Source organism: Geminocystis sp. NIES-3709 (assembly GCF_001548115.1).
GTDB lineage: Bacteria > Cyanobacteriota > Cyanobacteriia > Cyanobacteriales > Cyanobacteriaceae > Geminocystis.
Window position 1 is genome coordinate 1,734,165 of the sequence record NZ_AP014821.1, and the last position, 15,902, is coordinate 1,750,066.

Genomic DNA, 15,902 nt, shown 5'->3' on the forward strand with positions numbered 1-15,902 from the left:
ATTTGGTTTTTACTATAAATGTAATAATTTTAAAGCATTTAAGAAGCAAGATAAAATTATGAAAATTCTTTTAGTGGAAGATGATCAACGTTTAGGAAAACTAATACATGACTATTTAGTTAATGAATCAGCCGTAGTTGAAATAGTTAATACTGGATTTAATATAGCAGAAAAACTGAGTAAACAATGTTATGACATTTTAATATTAGATGTCATGTTACCCAAAAAAAATGGTATTGATATTTGTCGAGAATTACGATCGAATAATGTAGATATTGCCATCTTATTTATTACTGCTTTAAATAATAAAATAGATAAAATTAAAGCCTTTGAATCTGGTGCAGATGATTACCTAATTAAACCCTTCGATTTTGAGGAATTATTAGCTAGAGTAAAAGCTTTACTAAGACGTGAAAAAAAGACTGAACTTTGTAATCTAACATGGAATAATTTAGTTATGTATCCTGAAGAAAAAAAAGTGATATATAATCATAATTATTTACATTTAACTCCCACAGAATTTAAAATTTTACAAATTTTTTTAGAAACTCCTAATAAAGTATTTAATACACAATCAATTATCGATCGACTTTGGGAAATTGATACCACACCAACGGATAGTACTTTAAGAACTCATATTAAATCTTTAAGAAAAAAATTAGAAGAAGTAGGATTAGATAAAAACTTTATAGAAACTCTATATGGTATGGGTTATCGTTTAAAACAAGAGAGAGAAAAAAGATCAGAAAAACAACATCAATCTTTTAATAATAATAAAAAAAATATAGATAAAATTTCTGATTTATTAGAAAAAAATATTAGAGAAAATAAAGAAAATCAATTTCAAAATTTAATCAAACAAATGTGGTTAGATAATCAAGAAACCGTTAGTAAAGATTGTCAGGAATTATCTAATTATATACAGGGTAATAATAATATAGATATTAATAAAGCTATAAATATAGCCCATAATTTTGTTGGTTTTTTAGGAAGTCTTGGTTTCGACACGGCTAGTAAAATTTCTAAAAATATAGAAAATTTATTAAAAGAAAATCAGAATAATTTATCTGATAAGAAAGTAAAATTCAAGATACTTACATTACTTGATACCTTAGAAAAAAATTTATTTCCCAATGGAAAGCAATGTATTCCTAAAAAGGAAAAAAAAGAAAAAATATTGCCTAAAAATAAAATAGAAATACTCGTTATTGATGAAGATATAAAAATAGCTAATAATCTAATCCTTTTTATGGATAATCCTCAAGTGGTTTTTCACTTTGTTCACTCGATCGTATTTGGGATAAAATATCTCAAAGAAAGACAATATGACGTGGTAATTTTAGAAACTCACTGGGAAAAATCTTCATCTGATCAATTAACTGATATATTAAACTTTTTAAAAGAAAAAAAAGAAGAAACTAAGACAATAATTTATAGTAAAAATGATACTTTAGAGAACAGATTATATTGTTCAAAATATCCTATAAGTGCTTTTTTAAATAAAACTAATACTCTTGATGTTTTATGGGAAAATATTTTTAATATTTTGTCTAATAATCACAGCACCTCTAATATTACGCCTCTTTATGACATTTTAGTTATTGATGATGATATTAGATTTACAGAGGTTTTAAAACAGAAATTAATTAGTAATAGATTGCCCATTAATATCAATATTATTTCTGATAGTGAAATTTTTTTAGAAGAGATAAAAAGAATTAAACCTCAATTAATTATTTTGGATTTACAAATGCCAAAATTAGATGGATTAGACATTTGTAAAATTATCAAAAAGGATCCTTTTTTACAAAATATACCAATTATTTTTTTAACAGGAAATCTCGAACCTGATATTATGAATCAATTTGTTGAAGCTGGAGCAGATGATTTTATCAGTAAGTCTAAAATTGATTTAGAGTTATACCCTAGAATTATGACCCATCTTAAGAGATTTAATTTATCACATTTAGTTACTTAATTTTTTAGATTATATGATGAAAATTTTTACCAATAATAGTACTATTACAATTTTAGTTATTGATGATAGTAAAGAGATTCAACAACTAATTAAAATGTCCTTAGAAATGATTAATCAATGGCAAGTTATTAGTGCTAATTCTGGCTTACAGGGATTAAAAATAGCCATAGAAAAAGATGATTTAGATTTAATTTTATTAGATTATTTAATGCCCCAAAATAAAGGAGATGAAATCATCAAAAAGCTACAAGCAAATCCAAAAACTGCATCTATTCCCGTTATCTTTTTAACGGCACAATCAGATGAACAATTTCACTGGAAAAAATTAGGAGCAAAAGGTATTATCTATAAGCCTTTTAACCCTATCAATTTAGGCGATTTAATCCGAGATATTTTAGAATGTCGAATGTAAAATTCATACAATATTCAATCTCTGTTTAATATAAAAAAACACATAATAAAATTTAATTTATTAACGATAGTATGTCTGAATGATTTGTAAATTAATTAAATTATTAAAAAAAACTCTTATAAAATTTAGTAACTGAAACTTATCAACATTTTTTTTTCATCAATGATTTAAGGTTATTATATTTCAATCAATAATCTTTTTCTCACATTATGCTTGAAAAACGATCGCAACCATATCAACCATTACTACTAAGAATTATTCATAATTTTCAGGGGATATTTGTCATTTTGGCAATGATAACCGCTTTTTGGACATACAACACTTATGATGGACGATGGGGTAAAATATTATGGCTTTCTGATTGGCAAGAAATAGAGGGAATTCATGGAACTTTTGGCTTATTTGCAATGTTAATATTACCCTTTTTTGTTATCTATGTGTTTCATTTTGGAAATAAAAAACTTATTCAAAGTAATAGTATTAGTCAACTAAAATTAATTAATAAGCCTATTTGGTGGTATTCTCTTCATCGCATCACTAATACATTTATAATTTTTGCTTTAACATTTTCAGTATTTACAGGAAAAATGATGGATGAAAAATGGTTGCCAAAAAGAGAATTAAATCATTTTTGGTACTATTTACATTTAATATCTCTTATTATCATAACTTTAGCCGTTGGGTTACATTTACTTATGAGTATAAAAATCGGAGGCTATCCTCTACTGCTATCAATGATTGAATCTCAGATTAGAGAAAAAGATAGCTGGAAATCATACCGAAAAAAGATTGAGGATTACCAAAAAAATTGGCTAACATATATAAAAAAAGAGTGGCTAACCTTACCTACTCTTTTTCAAATACTAGAACTAATAATATTATTAATAATTATTACAGCTTGGGTTATTTCATTATTAAAATAATACATATTTTCTTAAGTTAAATTTTTTCTCAAGTTTCGATCGAAATATGATTAATTTTACTTAATAAAGTATGTTCATCAGAACTAAAAAGTATGAAAAAAAATTTTTTAAACTCCCCTTTAATTTTGTCAAAAACTTATTACTTATTCTTCCAAATTATTCTTTACCTTTATCAAAAGCAATGGAATATACTGGGGTTGAATTACTTTGAGCCATTTCTGTATAAGATTGACGAACTTCCACATTAACTGCTACGGTTTTCGCATCATAAAGTTGAGTAGCTAATTTTGGATACAACCCAACAGTGATAATCAATGCGAGAAAACAAGCGGCAATGAATACCTCTCGTGGTTTTGCATCTTCGTAAACGGCTTCACCCGGTAAGACACAGTTAGTACCAAAACATACAGCAGGATCATTATCGAAATTTTCTTTTTCTTCAGTATCCCCAATAATACACATTTGAACTTTATCTGTGCCGTAGAATAATTGTCTTAGCATCGATAATAGATAAATAGGGGTTACAATCAAACCCACGGCGCTTAAAATTACTCCCACTGTGCGAAACGTTGAATCATAAACATCACTATTACTAAAACCCACAAATACTGCTAATTCACTGACAAAACCACTCATACCGGGTAAAGCTAAAGAAGCCATGGCACCGGCTGTAAATAACGCAAATACTTTGGGCATTGCTTTTCCTATATCTCCCATCTCATCTAAGAACATGGTATGAGTTCGATCGTACGTCACCCCCGCAAGGAAGAATAATAATGCGGCAATTAAACCATGAGACAACATTTGCAACATTGCACCACTTATACCTAAATCAGTAAAAGAAGCGATGCCGATTAATACAAAACCCATGTGAGACACCGAAGAATAAGCTAGACGGCGTTTCATGTTGGTTTGACCAAAAGAGGCAAAACCGCCGTAAACTATGTTCACAACCCCTAAAATCACGAGTAAGGGAGCAAAATAAACATGGGCTTCTGGTAATAAGCCTAAATTGAGCCTAATTAAGCCATAACCACCCATTTTCAATAAAACTCCTGCCAAAATCATGGATACAGGAGAGGAGGCTTCACCATGGGCATCAGGTAGCCATGTATGAAGGGGAAAAACTGCCAATTTGACACCAAAGGCGATTAATAAACCACCGTATAATAAAACTTCTAACCCGATAGGATATTCTTTTAATCCTAATGCCACCATATCGAAGGTGATTTCTCCACCGCCATATAATGCCATACCTAAACCAGCTATGAGGATAAAAATTGAGGCTAACGCTGTATAAAGTAAAAATTTTGTAGCGGCGTAACGTCTTTTTTGTCCACCCCAAATAGAAACTAATAAATATACGGGAACTAACTCTAATTCCCACATGATAAATAATAATAAAATATCTTGAGCAACAAATACACCAATTTGCGCTGAGTATAACAATAACATTAAAAAATAAAATAAACGGGGTTTTCGATCGACTTGCCAAGCAGAAAACATTGATAAAGTAGTTACAAATCCTGCTAAAAGTACTAAAGGCATAGATAAACCATCCACTGACACAGCCCAACTCAAACCCAGTTGAGGAATCCATCTATATTGTTCAACAAGTTGTAAACTGGCGTTAGTTGTATCGTAGTGTTGCCAGAAAACATAACACATTAAAATAAAATCAGTTAATCCGACTCCTAAAGCATACCATCGAAGGGTTTTACCTTCTTTATCAGGCACGATGGGAATTGCCAGTGCGGCGATTAAGGGTAAGGCAATTATTGCGGTAAGCCAAGGAAATTGATCCGCTATCATATTCTTTTTAAATAAGATTTAATTTTTAGTGTCATTATTCTACTATGTTTTGTTAACTTTTGTTAAAATTATCCGTTTGTTTATCAGAGGAAACAGATACTTAAAAAGTTATGAGACGTTGATAATAAAAAGAAATAGTAGAAATCGGAATTTGTGGGAGAAACAAAACTACGGCAGTAATATAGAGAAGTAATGGGGGGATAGATGTAAAAGTGGGGTTAAAAATTTCAAGAAAACATTATTTAATTCAACAATTCAACATATAATATCAATCTTTGGTTTATATTTTGAAAATGAAACCTTCTTGCCCTTAAGAAAATATCACCTCAGTTCGACAAATAAACTAAATATAAACGTTATAATAAAAAGAAGAGTTAACCATAAAAAAAATTCTGCAATTCTAAATCCTATTTTCCTATTTTTAAAAATTAAATAACGATAAATATAGTTAAGTAAATAGGGCAAAATTATTAAGTAAGCGATTACAGAAATTTGCATAATAAGATCGTAATCAGAAGGTTCATAATAATCTAATTTCATTAACAATAACTCTGTAAAATTGACTAAAATTCCCCCAATCAGATAAAAACTTACCAAAGGTAAATTAGCAATTATGGCTAAATAAATCAGTGCAGGATTGATACTACCACAAACAAAAACAATTAGCCACCACATTATCATCCTACCAAAACAATAAAGCATTTCCTTTCGGAAAAAGTTAAGATTTTTAAATTTAAAACTAAGAATAATTCTTAGAATCTTTTGAATAAAATTTATATTTTCTTTGATTTCTAAACTAAAAACTTTACCCAGATTAGGTTTAATTTTTTGATAAACTTTACTAGGAACTTTTCCACAAGATAATTGATAAAAAAAAATACTTAAAGGAATAGATTTATCATCTAATTGAGCAAATAAATCACCTAATATTTTATATCTAGGAATAATTTTTATTTTCTTATACTGTCTAATTTGTTGATATTCTTCGTTTGTAAAGAGTTGAAAATTAGATGTATTTTCAGGAAAATGAGCAATAAATGCCAGTAGATTTTCTAAGGAGATTCTAACATCATCTTGATAGGCTTTTCCCCATAAATTTTCTTGGTATTTTAACAACCAAATAACTGTTTTTAATAGATAAGATTTATTTACTAATTCGATAATAATTAATCTTACCCCTTCATTTACTTTTGCTAAAAGGTAAGGAGTTTTTTCGGATAAATTTTTACTCAAATTAATTTGAAAGTCAAGACTGTATTGATAATGTTCTTGATTTTTTCCTTCTCGCTGTTGTAACCAATCTAAAAATTCTGGTAAAGTATCAGGTAAAATTATTGCTCTTAAAGTTAGTAATTTTACCATTTCTGAGGTGTAAATATTTTGTTGTAAAGCTAATTTAGTGTTATTACCATTTAAAGATTGATACCAAATTTGGTTATTAATGTCACTGTTAGTAAGAGTGTCAACTTGAAAGTTTGCTAAGGTATTTTCAATAACGTAAATATGTTCAATTTTTAAGTTTACTCTTCTAGTTAAGCCTTTAATAGCAGTATTTATTTCTTTTTCAATATCAGTCATTATTTTTATAAATATTTATACTCATAAAAAGTTTATTGTTGTAATTCTTTTTTTTTAATTTCCTCTGTTTTGTCTCCCTTATCAATAATTCCGTCTGGTTTTATCTCCTTATCAATATTTTTAGCTTGATAAAGATAAATAGCATTTACCCAACTATTTATTACATCTTTTTTCTGTTTAGTGGAATCAGATAAAACAGTATAATCAAGGTTATTATTACCTAGTATTTTCTTTAAATTATCAATATATTTTTTCTGGTTATTGGGAGCTTTTTTTGTTAATTCATCAATTAAACTTGTAATATTCTTAGCCGTTATATTAAAGTTACTTTCTTGTGATGCTTTTTCAATTAATTTGTTAGCTGATTGTTCTAGTTTTGAGGGAAATAAATAAACACGACAAAAAAATTCTCCCAAACTAACATCCGTAACTAAAATAATAATTTTCCAAAGTTTCATATCTATTTTTACATTTAATAATTCGTTTAATTTTAAGATAAATTGTTCAACAATACCGACTTCTCTAGTTGTATTAACATCATAAATTCTACAATGATAATTACTCCCAAATCTAACAGGCTTTACCTTGTTAAAAATATCTTTTGGGATTTCATCATAAGCAATATGGGCAAAAAATAAGGCAAATTTACGCTCATTTAACCCGTCAAATAATCTTACCCATACTTGATATTTAGAAATTGGTTTAAATCTATGATGATGAGAAGCTACAGGCCAAGCAATAGCTAATTCATCTTTAATTTTTCCCCATAACTCATGGTTAAATATCTGAAAATCACTATCTAATTTTTTTTGTTTAGCATAATTTTTCATTAATTTTAAATCATGATCAATTTGTTGATTGATACTATTAATATAATAATAACCCCAGAGACTTTTTTCTGTTTTTAATAAATTGATTACCTGTTCAATTAAACTCTCATCTTTAAATAAAGAGGGAATAATTAAAATAACTCCTAACTCGATTGTTTTGACAATATATTCTGAGCGAAATTTTTGGGTTAATATTGTTAATATATCGTATTGAAAATTATGAAATATGTTTAATAAATTTTCTTTTTTTATTTCTTTAACCCATCTTAAAAATTCTGGCAAAGTATAGGGTAAAATTATCGCTCTTAAAGTCAATAGTTTAATCATTTCAGAAGAATAAATCTTTTCTTTTAATGCCATTTTTGTATTATTCTCGTTGAGATACTTCTCCCAAATATCGTTATTAATATCAGGATTAGCTAAGGCATTTTCAATTATTTCAATGTGTTCAAGTTTTAATTTTACCCGTCTAGTTAAACCTTTAATTGCTGTATTAATTTGTTGTTTAATTTCATCCATGAATTTAGGGTAAACAATATCTATATTTTCATCGACTAAGATATAATTTGGATCAAGATCAATGGCTTTTTTATAGTCACTATTCACTTTCTCATATTCTTGTAATTGAGTATAGGCATAAGCACGATTATCGTAAGCGGAAACGTCATTAGGATTTAATTCAATCGCTTTATTATAATCATTGATCGCTTTCTGATATTGTTTTAAGTTTTCATAAACAAGACCACGATTAAAGTAAACATCGGCATCATTCGGTTCTAATTCAATGGCTTTATTATAGGAATCGATCGCCTTTCTATATTCTTCTAAATTATCATAGGCAAGACCACGACCATAGTAAGCATTGGTATAACTAGGATCTAATTCAATGGCTATATTATAAGAATCGATCGCCTTTTGATATTCTCCTGAATTATAATAGGCAAGACCATGATTAAAATGACTTTTTTGATCATCTGTATTTGATAGCATTTTACTCTTTCTTATAATATCTTTACTTTAATTTATTATTATTTTGTTAATTATTTTCTTTTTGTTCTTCTTTTTGCTCACCAGATTTATTTTTGACTTCACATTTTTCGACATTAGGATAACATTTAAAAACCTCTTTAATTAACTTACTATTTTTGGTATCAAAGGTATTCTCTATATTTTCCTTGATTTCCGCTTTTGTTATTTTTAATTGTTTTTTATCCGTAATAGATTTTGTTTCTTCCTTGATAAAACTATTAATAGATTTTTCTATGGTAGAAGTTAATAAATAGGCACGAAGCAAAAAACCACTTAATCCGCAAAAAATAACTAAAATAATAATTTTCCAGAGTTTCATATCTATTTTTACATTTAATAATTCGTTTAATTCTAAGATAAATTGTTCAACAATACCGACTTCTCTAGTTGTATTAACATCATAAATTGTACAATGATAATTACTCCCAAATCTAACAGGCTTTACCTTGTTAAAAATATCTTTCGGTACTTTATCATAAGCAATATGGGCAAAAAATAACGCACATTTACTGTCATTCAAGCCGTTAAATAATCGTACCCATATTTGATATTTAGGGATAGGTTTAAATCTATTATGATTAGAAGATACGCGCCAAGCAATAGCTAATTCATCTCTAATATTTATCCATGAATCTTCTTTAAATATCTGAAATTCATCATTGATAGTATCTAAAGATTTGTTGGAAAAATCAACAGATTGAGATTCTTTCCCTATTATTGGAGGTGATATTGTTTCGTTATTAATGGGTGAATCCTGATTTAATAGTTTCTGTTTTGCATAACTTTTCATTAACTTTAAATCATGGTCAATTTCTTTCCTAATCTCATTAATATAATAATAACCCCAAAGACTTTTTTCTGTTTTTAATAAACTGATTACCTGTTCAATTAAACTCTGATCTTTGAATAAATAAGGAATAATTAAAATAACTCCTAACTCGATTCTTCCCACTATATATTCTGCTCGAAATTGATTAGTCAACAGTTTTAATATATCGTATTGAAAATTATTAGATGTAGTTAATAAATCATCTCTTTTGATGTCTTTTAGCCATGTTATAAATTCTGGTAAGGTATGAGGTAAAATGATCGCCTGTAGGGTAAAAAGTTTCGTTATTTCATCATTATAAATACCTTGAGATTTTGCTTGTTTTAAACCTTGTCCATTAAAAATATTTTGCCAAAATTTATCGCTAATATCAGGATTATTTAAAGCGTCTTCTAAGGTTTGGATATATTCTACTTTAATCTTATTTTTTTTACATAAAGTAGTGATAGCGATTTTGATTTTTTGTTCTTCAAAAATAGGACGATTTACGATTACTTGATTACTTAAACTTTTGCGAATAATTGCTTCTGCTTTCTCATCACTAGCTTGAATTACATAAAAACTAGCTGGTTTTTCTAATGCTTGTACGTTATATGCCCAAGCTGTAATAGAATCTCCTGCCATTTCTTCCGCTATGGCATTAACAATCATGGGAGAATAAACTCGATCGAGGGGTACAATAATAGGGAAGCTATCCGTCAATAAATCCCGAAAATTATCAAGAGGTACATTTGTTTCAGGGTTATTTATGATTAAATGAGGATTGCCGATGGTTTTAACATCAAATGGGTTAAAGGTGAGGGGATTTTCCTTTAAAAATCGCAAAATCTTATTAAGATTGCCTTTTCCTTCTACAGCAAAATAACGATAAGCAGAAAAACTGCGAGATTCATCAATAGCTTTAGTTACAACCGCCACTACAGACCAAATTTCTCCTCTACTCTCTACCTCTCTACCGATAATGGCGGAGGTGTCAGTGAATGCGCCTTCGGCAATGGCAAACAGACGATTACTGATAGCTTCTTGGATAGGATTGGGAAGAGGATCAATTGTTTGATTCATGTATTTCCCCGTAAATCCTCTGGAAAACCAACTATCATCCGCTTTAGTCTCGATAACAATACCAGTGCTAAATTCGTGAATTTCTATTTGTCTAGTCATAGTTTTATTCAAGTTTCATTAAGATTAACTGAACTTACGCATTTGTATCAAAGAAAAAAGGAGATTGCTTCGTGCCTCGCAATGACACAATATGGTTATCGTAGATGTCATAATTTACTCCTCCAATTTGGGGTTACGTTTACCAGTACAAAGCCAATAAATAGGCGATACTAAGCCATAAGGGCGCCAACGGCGAGGATTTTTTATGATTGATTTTGTGCCTTCTCTACCTCTACTTATTTTCTGGGAATTGGGCTCAGGAAATTGACTCCCTAAGACTCCAAAGGCGGAGGTAGTAAAATAACATACTTCCCCTATGTTTAATTTTTGCCATGCCTGTAAACGTCGATAAAGTTGGGGAAAACGATTGTTAGCTATTTTCTCGGCAAATTGACGATTTATCCATAATTCTGATTGCTCACATTTACTAAATGTCACCGCAATTCTTCTTTTTTCTTGCCCTAAATCTGCTTGATTTAAAGCTACTAAAAATTTATCTAATCCTTGAGCATATTCGCTATCTTTACGGTGAGATGTGCCGTCAATTAACAGCATAATTCCCGTTGCTTGAAGGCAGTCATCTAAATAATCATCAAGTAGAGAATCTCCTATTTTAAACATTAAATCAGCAAAAAATTCTCCTGCATAATCTTTACAATTAATCGTTAATTTTACCTGATTTGCTAAGGTGATATTTAGGGTATAATCTTTAACTTCATCTATATTTGTATTTAAAAAAGTTGGTGCTAATGCTAATCCTTGTTCAAGGATATTTTGAGCTAAATTTACTAAATTTTCTGCATTTTCTCCAATGGGAATTATCCCTTGTACAAAACTGTCTTGACTGGCGTTAGGATAGTAGGCTAAGGATGCCATATAGCTTGTTTTCCCCGATTGTCGATCGCCGATGAGTCTAATATTAGCATTTTCTTGGGTAAATTCTGATTTATTTTTGAGTTTATTAATAATATTTTTGAACATAAAAAAGTTATCTCCTTAATGCTTAAAATCTTGCTTGTGTAAAATGACTATCAAAAGTTAGAGATTGATTAATATTATTTTCTTTCATAACAATAAAAGAACAAAAGTCAACTAATTTTCATGATTTATTTTGATATTTTTCATATAAAATTAAGGCTTTATTTAATAAATTAACATCAAAATTAATAATTTCTACTTTTGGGAAAGTTAATAAGGTATTAATAAGTGTAAGTGCCTTAAATTTATGACTTTTGATTAAAGAATTTCCTACTTTTAATAAAAAAATATCAGCGGTTAAAAAGTTACTCTTATTATATTCATTGACTAGAAATAAAGCATTCTGATTATATTGATTTTTAAGATTCGTCAAAGCAATTTAATAAAGAATATCTATAAAAATTTTATTCATCAAAATCTCTCTAATTGAATCGTTATATTTTGAGAAAAATCACCATCTTCAAAAATACTAATTTGTTGTAATTTTTCCATTAATGTTAAAGATTCAGACAAATTTTTTGCTCATTTTTAAATTAATTAATAAATAGTACTCAATTGTTGTTTATTTAATTTATTTAATTTATTTTGGATAATTTCTTTAGTATTCATAATAATAATTGTAAAATTTAATTATTTACTTAACCAGTATAAAGGATCAATTAAATTATAGGGCTGCCAACTATTTGGCTCTCTTAAAACCGATTCTGAACTATTTGAACCAGCTTGATCTATTCTATTAGGACGAGGATCATTTTTGTGTAAAACTCCGAAGGTTGATAGGGCATAAAATCGTAAATTTTTCGGGTTAATACTATCTTTTAAAATGGTTTTTGTGCGGGGTAAATGAATCTCAAATAAGTCAGTTTCAGGATCGATTCTGCCAGCCCATAATTCCCCCCTTTCACACTTGCTCATTGCCACAGCTAATTTTAAATTATTTTTCCTATTTTTTTCGTCCATCAGTTTAATAAATTGACTCATTACCCGATAATAAAATTTATCTGTACCATATTCCCATTGAGTAAATAAAATTAAACAACCATTGACATCATTCATCAAACATTCGTCTATAAATTCCTGATGAATTTCATCTGATAAATTTCTATCTGCGATTTTTTCAAAAACTTCTCCAGGATAATCTCTGACATTTATTTGGATATTTTCAGGCTTTTTTAATAATCCTTTTTTTACTTGTAATTGAAAAGAATAATAAGGCAAACCATCTACTCCACCGGCATTAACAGTTGTCGGCTCAAAATTTGCCCCTTCTACAATAATATTTTCAGCATTTTCGGCTAAATCTCGTGATTCATCATTGAGGGGTTGAATTTTAAAATTACTTTCTTTTCCTTTCCTACTTCTTAAGGCTGGTAAATAAGATAATGCAGCCAAATATGTAGTTTTGCCCGATCGACGTGGCCCGATTACAACTATATTGCCCATAAAATTTTTTCTTATTTTGATAAAAAACTGCCTAAATATATCCAAGGTAATTCTAGCAAATTGCGATTATATATGCTAGTAATAAAAAAACGAACTGATAAACCAGAAATACTTTGATTTAATTCCTTAATATGAGGATGAATAGGGGTAAAATAACGCTGATAAATATATTCATTTCTTTGTTGCCAATTGAAATGAGAGCGGTTAGGTATATAACCTAATAAATTACTTTCTTCTTGTACATTACAAAATAAATCAGCTTTGTTTAAGCATAATAATAAATGGCGAATTTTAGGGCAATCATACTTAAAAAAGTTAACCCATCTTTGGAATCGATTACACCATTGTTTTTGGGTGATAAATTCTTCGGGATTAGGATGATTAGTTACTAATTGACGATAGGGAGGAAGAATTAATAAAATACCTTCACTTTGTCTAATTGTATTTAAAAATTCTTGCCATTTTGCTTTATTTTCTTCTTGCCAATATTTTCGCCAAATTTCCCCTCCAGTATCTAACCAATAGGAATTAATCTCTTTGTTTCCTGTCGGTAATTGAACATTAATATTGAGATATTGATCATAGAATGATTTATCCGCTTCTGTGGGTTTTGTTGAATGTAAATTATGATCATATAATAAACTTTTTAGATGTTGATAATCGGGGTGAATTACCTTGACATAATTACCTTGTGGATTGGCTAATTCTAACGCTAAATGTGTTTTTCCTGCGATTCGATCGCCGATATAAATTACTCCCAAAGTTCACCTCTTTTTTTTACTATAATTTAATATTAAATGATTGATATGATTAAAATAAATTACCTTGTAATAAATTGACAAAGCTAACAGCTATCGTTCAATAAATTGAACTTATAAAATATAATTTTACCTCGACTCTGAAAACGCCCTACTTAATAAAAAAGACTTGTTTTATTTGTACCTCAAAATTATTAAAAACACTATACATTAATTTAATGCATTATAATAAAATATCATTAAAACTAACAGTATTTCATGTATGAACATAGAAAGAGATAAAATTATTACAGCGGTTAAAGGTTTAACCAGACGGGCGAATATCAAACAAGAACATTTAGAAATTATCGATCGAGCCATTCAATATAACGACTATAATCAAGAAGAATGAGAGGAAATTCTTAACCGTAATAATATAAATTTAGCTCTTAATAACAAAATTTATCCATAGAAATAGTAAGGTTTTTAACTTTAAGATCGATCGTTATTCCCGATACTGTTATTGAGTATTTTACATGGTTAAGTGAAGGGCAAAAATAAAATAAAAATACTTTGAAATAAATCATGATTCTCACAAAACCTTTCTCCAGTAAGAATTTTTTCAAAAATATCCTCGATAACTCTCAACAAGCTTTACAACTCGGTTTATGGGGGGCGATGGGTGGTGCGATCGGTAGTATCATTGGTGATATTATATTGGTAGGAGAAAATCAAACTATCTTCATGGCTTTAGTGGTAACCGTAGGCTTTTGGTTTGCCATTATTGGACTGTCGATCGCCCTTAGTCTATTATTAGGGTATAGTTGCTACTTAAAAAGAGGCATAAGGTGGGGAGAAAGCCTCAAATCTGCGCTATTGCCGGGGTTAGTATCAGGTTTAATCGCTGGAGCTATCGCACAGGGGATATTTAGCTTATTAGGTGCAACGGAGACATTAAGGCTAATATGTTGGGGTATAGCGGGAGGATTGTTGGGATTTGGTTTAAGTTTTCGTATCCCAAATTTAGACAAAATTCGAGGGTTAGGAGGAGGGTTTTTAGGAGGAATAATTGGGGGTTGTCTTTTTATCGCTTTTAGCTTAATTGCAGGAGAAATAATTGGGCGTATTTTCGGATTAGCCTCTATCGGTTTTTTAATTGGTTTAATGATAGTCTTAATTGAAGCCGTTTTTCGAGACGCATGGTTAATTGTACATTATGGAGAAAACGAGCAAAAAACAGTATCGTTAGGTAGTCAACCAGTGATTTTAGGCAGTAGTAATAAAGCCCATATTTATTTACCAAAATCTCAAGGTTATACCCCTATAACAGCTAAAATATACCTTGAAAATAAGCAAATTTTTATTAACTTTGATCAGGAACACGGACAAAAAATGAAACAATTAACTCAAGAATTAAAAAGTGGTGATATACGTAAATTAGGTAATATTGCCATTGAAATAAAAACCCAATAATAAACGACATTACATTTGGATAATTATTTAATTTTCCATGGCTGTCGGAATTAAATAGTATTCAACCCTCATCTATTGCTATATTAAGGTTAGGAAGTTTTGAGATTCTTGATAAACTAGGAATGAAATATTCAGAAATTGATCAATATCCAAATGTTATTTTGTAAAATTATTTTACTCAATTTTAATCTTATTGATTATCCAAGCCTTATATTATAGATAACCTTATCAATTTTTTTCTTGAATCATATGTCAAAATAGTTAAAAATAATTATAAGTAATGGTAAAATATACATTAACAATCATTAATAAAGAGGATAATCATAGTTATAGTTATAGTTTGCAATTAAATCAAAACCAAGAAGATAATCCCGAAGTTATTTTTAAGGATGAAATTACTGCCAGTATGAAAAAACAACTAGAAAATCAGTCTTCTACTATTCTTAATGACTATCAATTACAGCAAATAATTAACACTTGGATAGAAGATATAAAAGAGGGTTATCGTTCAACTCCTATTCATCTTCAATTAAAATCAATCCTTGATGAAAAATTAAAATTATTAATAGATTTAGGTAATCAAGATATTCCTAATTTAATCAGTCCAGATTTAGAAAACATTGAACCATCAGAAGGCGTTTTACCCCCTTTATCTAGTATCTTTTATCTTTAAATTTTATCAGTAAATTAGTTTCTGTTTTAAATAAATAGACAGTTTA

At 28.8% G+C, this 15,902-nt stretch carries 13 protein-coding genes; 6 read left to right on the top strand and 7 right to left on the bottom strand.

Going from position 1 to position 15,902, the window contains the following annotated elements; translation table 11 throughout:
- Positions 1-58 precede the first annotated feature (58 nt).
- The 3 genes from GM3709_RS07460 (at position 59) to GM3709_RS07470 (ending at position 3,313) form a co-directional block, all read left to right on the top strand.
- Complete coding sequence (locus GM3709_RS07460) at positions 59-1,978, top strand: response regulator (RefSeq protein ID WP_066117934.1); 1,920 nt, start codon at positions 59-61, stop codon at positions 1,976-1,978.
- Positions 1,979-1,991: 13 nt separating this feature from the next.
- Complete coding sequence (locus GM3709_RS07465) at positions 1,992-2,390, top strand: response regulator (RefSeq protein WP_197671872.1); 399 nt, start codon at positions 1,992-1,994, stop codon at positions 2,388-2,390.
- 209 nt (positions 2,391-2,599) lie between these two features.
- Positions 2,600-3,313: a cytochrome b/b6 domain-containing protein gene (locus tag GM3709_RS07470; protein WP_066117938.1), complete on the top strand. Its 714-nt coding sequence runs from the start codon at positions 2,600-2,602 to the stop codon at positions 3,311-3,313.
- Between the two features lie 156 nt (positions 3,314-3,469).
- On the opposite strand, the gene GM3709_RS07475 is transcribed toward GM3709_RS07470, so the two are convergent.
- The 7 genes from GM3709_RS07475 to GM3709_RS07510 all read right to left on the bottom strand — a co-directional run bounded on the left by GM3709_RS07475 (position 3,470) and on the right by GM3709_RS07510 (position 13,734).
- Positions 3,470-5,125, bottom strand: coding sequence for an NAD(P)H-quinone oxidoreductase subunit 4 (locus GM3709_RS07475; protein ID WP_066117940.1), 1,656 nt, complete (start codon positions 5,123-5,125; stop codon positions 3,470-3,472).
- Positions 5,126-5,446: 321 nt separating this feature from the next.
- Positions 5,447-6,703: a hypothetical protein gene (locus GM3709_RS07480; protein ID WP_066117942.1), complete on the bottom strand. Its 1,257-nt coding sequence runs from the start codon at positions 6,701-6,703 to the stop codon at positions 5,447-5,449.
- 32 nt (positions 6,704-6,735) lie between these two features.
- Positions 6,736-8,523 carry a tetratricopeptide repeat protein gene (locus GM3709_RS07485; protein WP_066117943.1) on the bottom strand — a complete coding sequence of 596 codons (1,788 nt, stop codon included), beginning with the start codon at positions 8,521-8,523 and terminating at the stop codon, positions 6,736-6,738.
- A gap of 46 nt (positions 8,524-8,569) precedes the next feature.
- A complete protein-coding gene (locus GM3709_RS07490; RefSeq protein ID WP_066117946.1) occupies positions 8,570-10,552 on the bottom strand; it encodes a hypothetical protein in 1,983 nt (660 codons plus the stop codon).
- Positions 10,553-10,666: 114 nt separating this feature from the next.
- Entirely contained in the window at positions 10,667-11,533 is an 867-nt protein-coding gene (locus GM3709_RS07495; protein ID WP_066117948.1) for a hypothetical protein, read from the bottom strand.
- Between the two features lie 627 nt (positions 11,534-12,160).
- The gene (locus tag GM3709_RS07505) at positions 12,161-12,973 is read right to left on the bottom strand and encodes a hypothetical protein (protein WP_066117952.1); all 813 of its coding nucleotides are present in this window, start codon (positions 12,971-12,973) and stop codon (positions 12,161-12,163) included.
- 11 nt (positions 12,974-12,984) lie between these two features.
- On the bottom strand, positions 12,985-13,734 hold the full coding sequence (locus tag GM3709_RS07510; protein WP_066117954.1) for a hypothetical protein: 750 nt from the start codon (positions 13,732-13,734) through the stop codon (positions 12,985-12,987).
- Positions 13,735-13,993: 259 nt separating this feature from the next.
- Between GM3709_RS07510 and GM3709_RS21650 the strand changes: the two genes are divergently transcribed.
- The 3 genes from GM3709_RS21650 (at position 13,994) to GM3709_RS07520 (ending at position 15,856) form a co-directional block, all read left to right on the top strand.
- Entirely contained in the window at positions 13,994-14,122 is a 129-nt protein-coding gene (locus tag GM3709_RS21650) for a hypothetical protein (protein ID WP_255359688.1), read from the top strand.
- A gap of 173 nt (positions 14,123-14,295) precedes the next feature.
- A complete protein-coding gene (locus tag GM3709_RS07515; protein WP_066117956.1) occupies positions 14,296-15,183 on the top strand; it encodes a hypothetical protein in 888 nt (295 codons plus the stop codon).
- Positions 15,184-15,463: 280 nt separating this feature from the next.
- Positions 15,464-15,856, top strand: coding sequence for a hypothetical protein (locus tag GM3709_RS07520; protein ID WP_066117957.1), 393 nt, complete (start codon positions 15,464-15,466; stop codon positions 15,854-15,856).
- Positions 15,857-15,902: the final 46 nt, after the last annotated feature.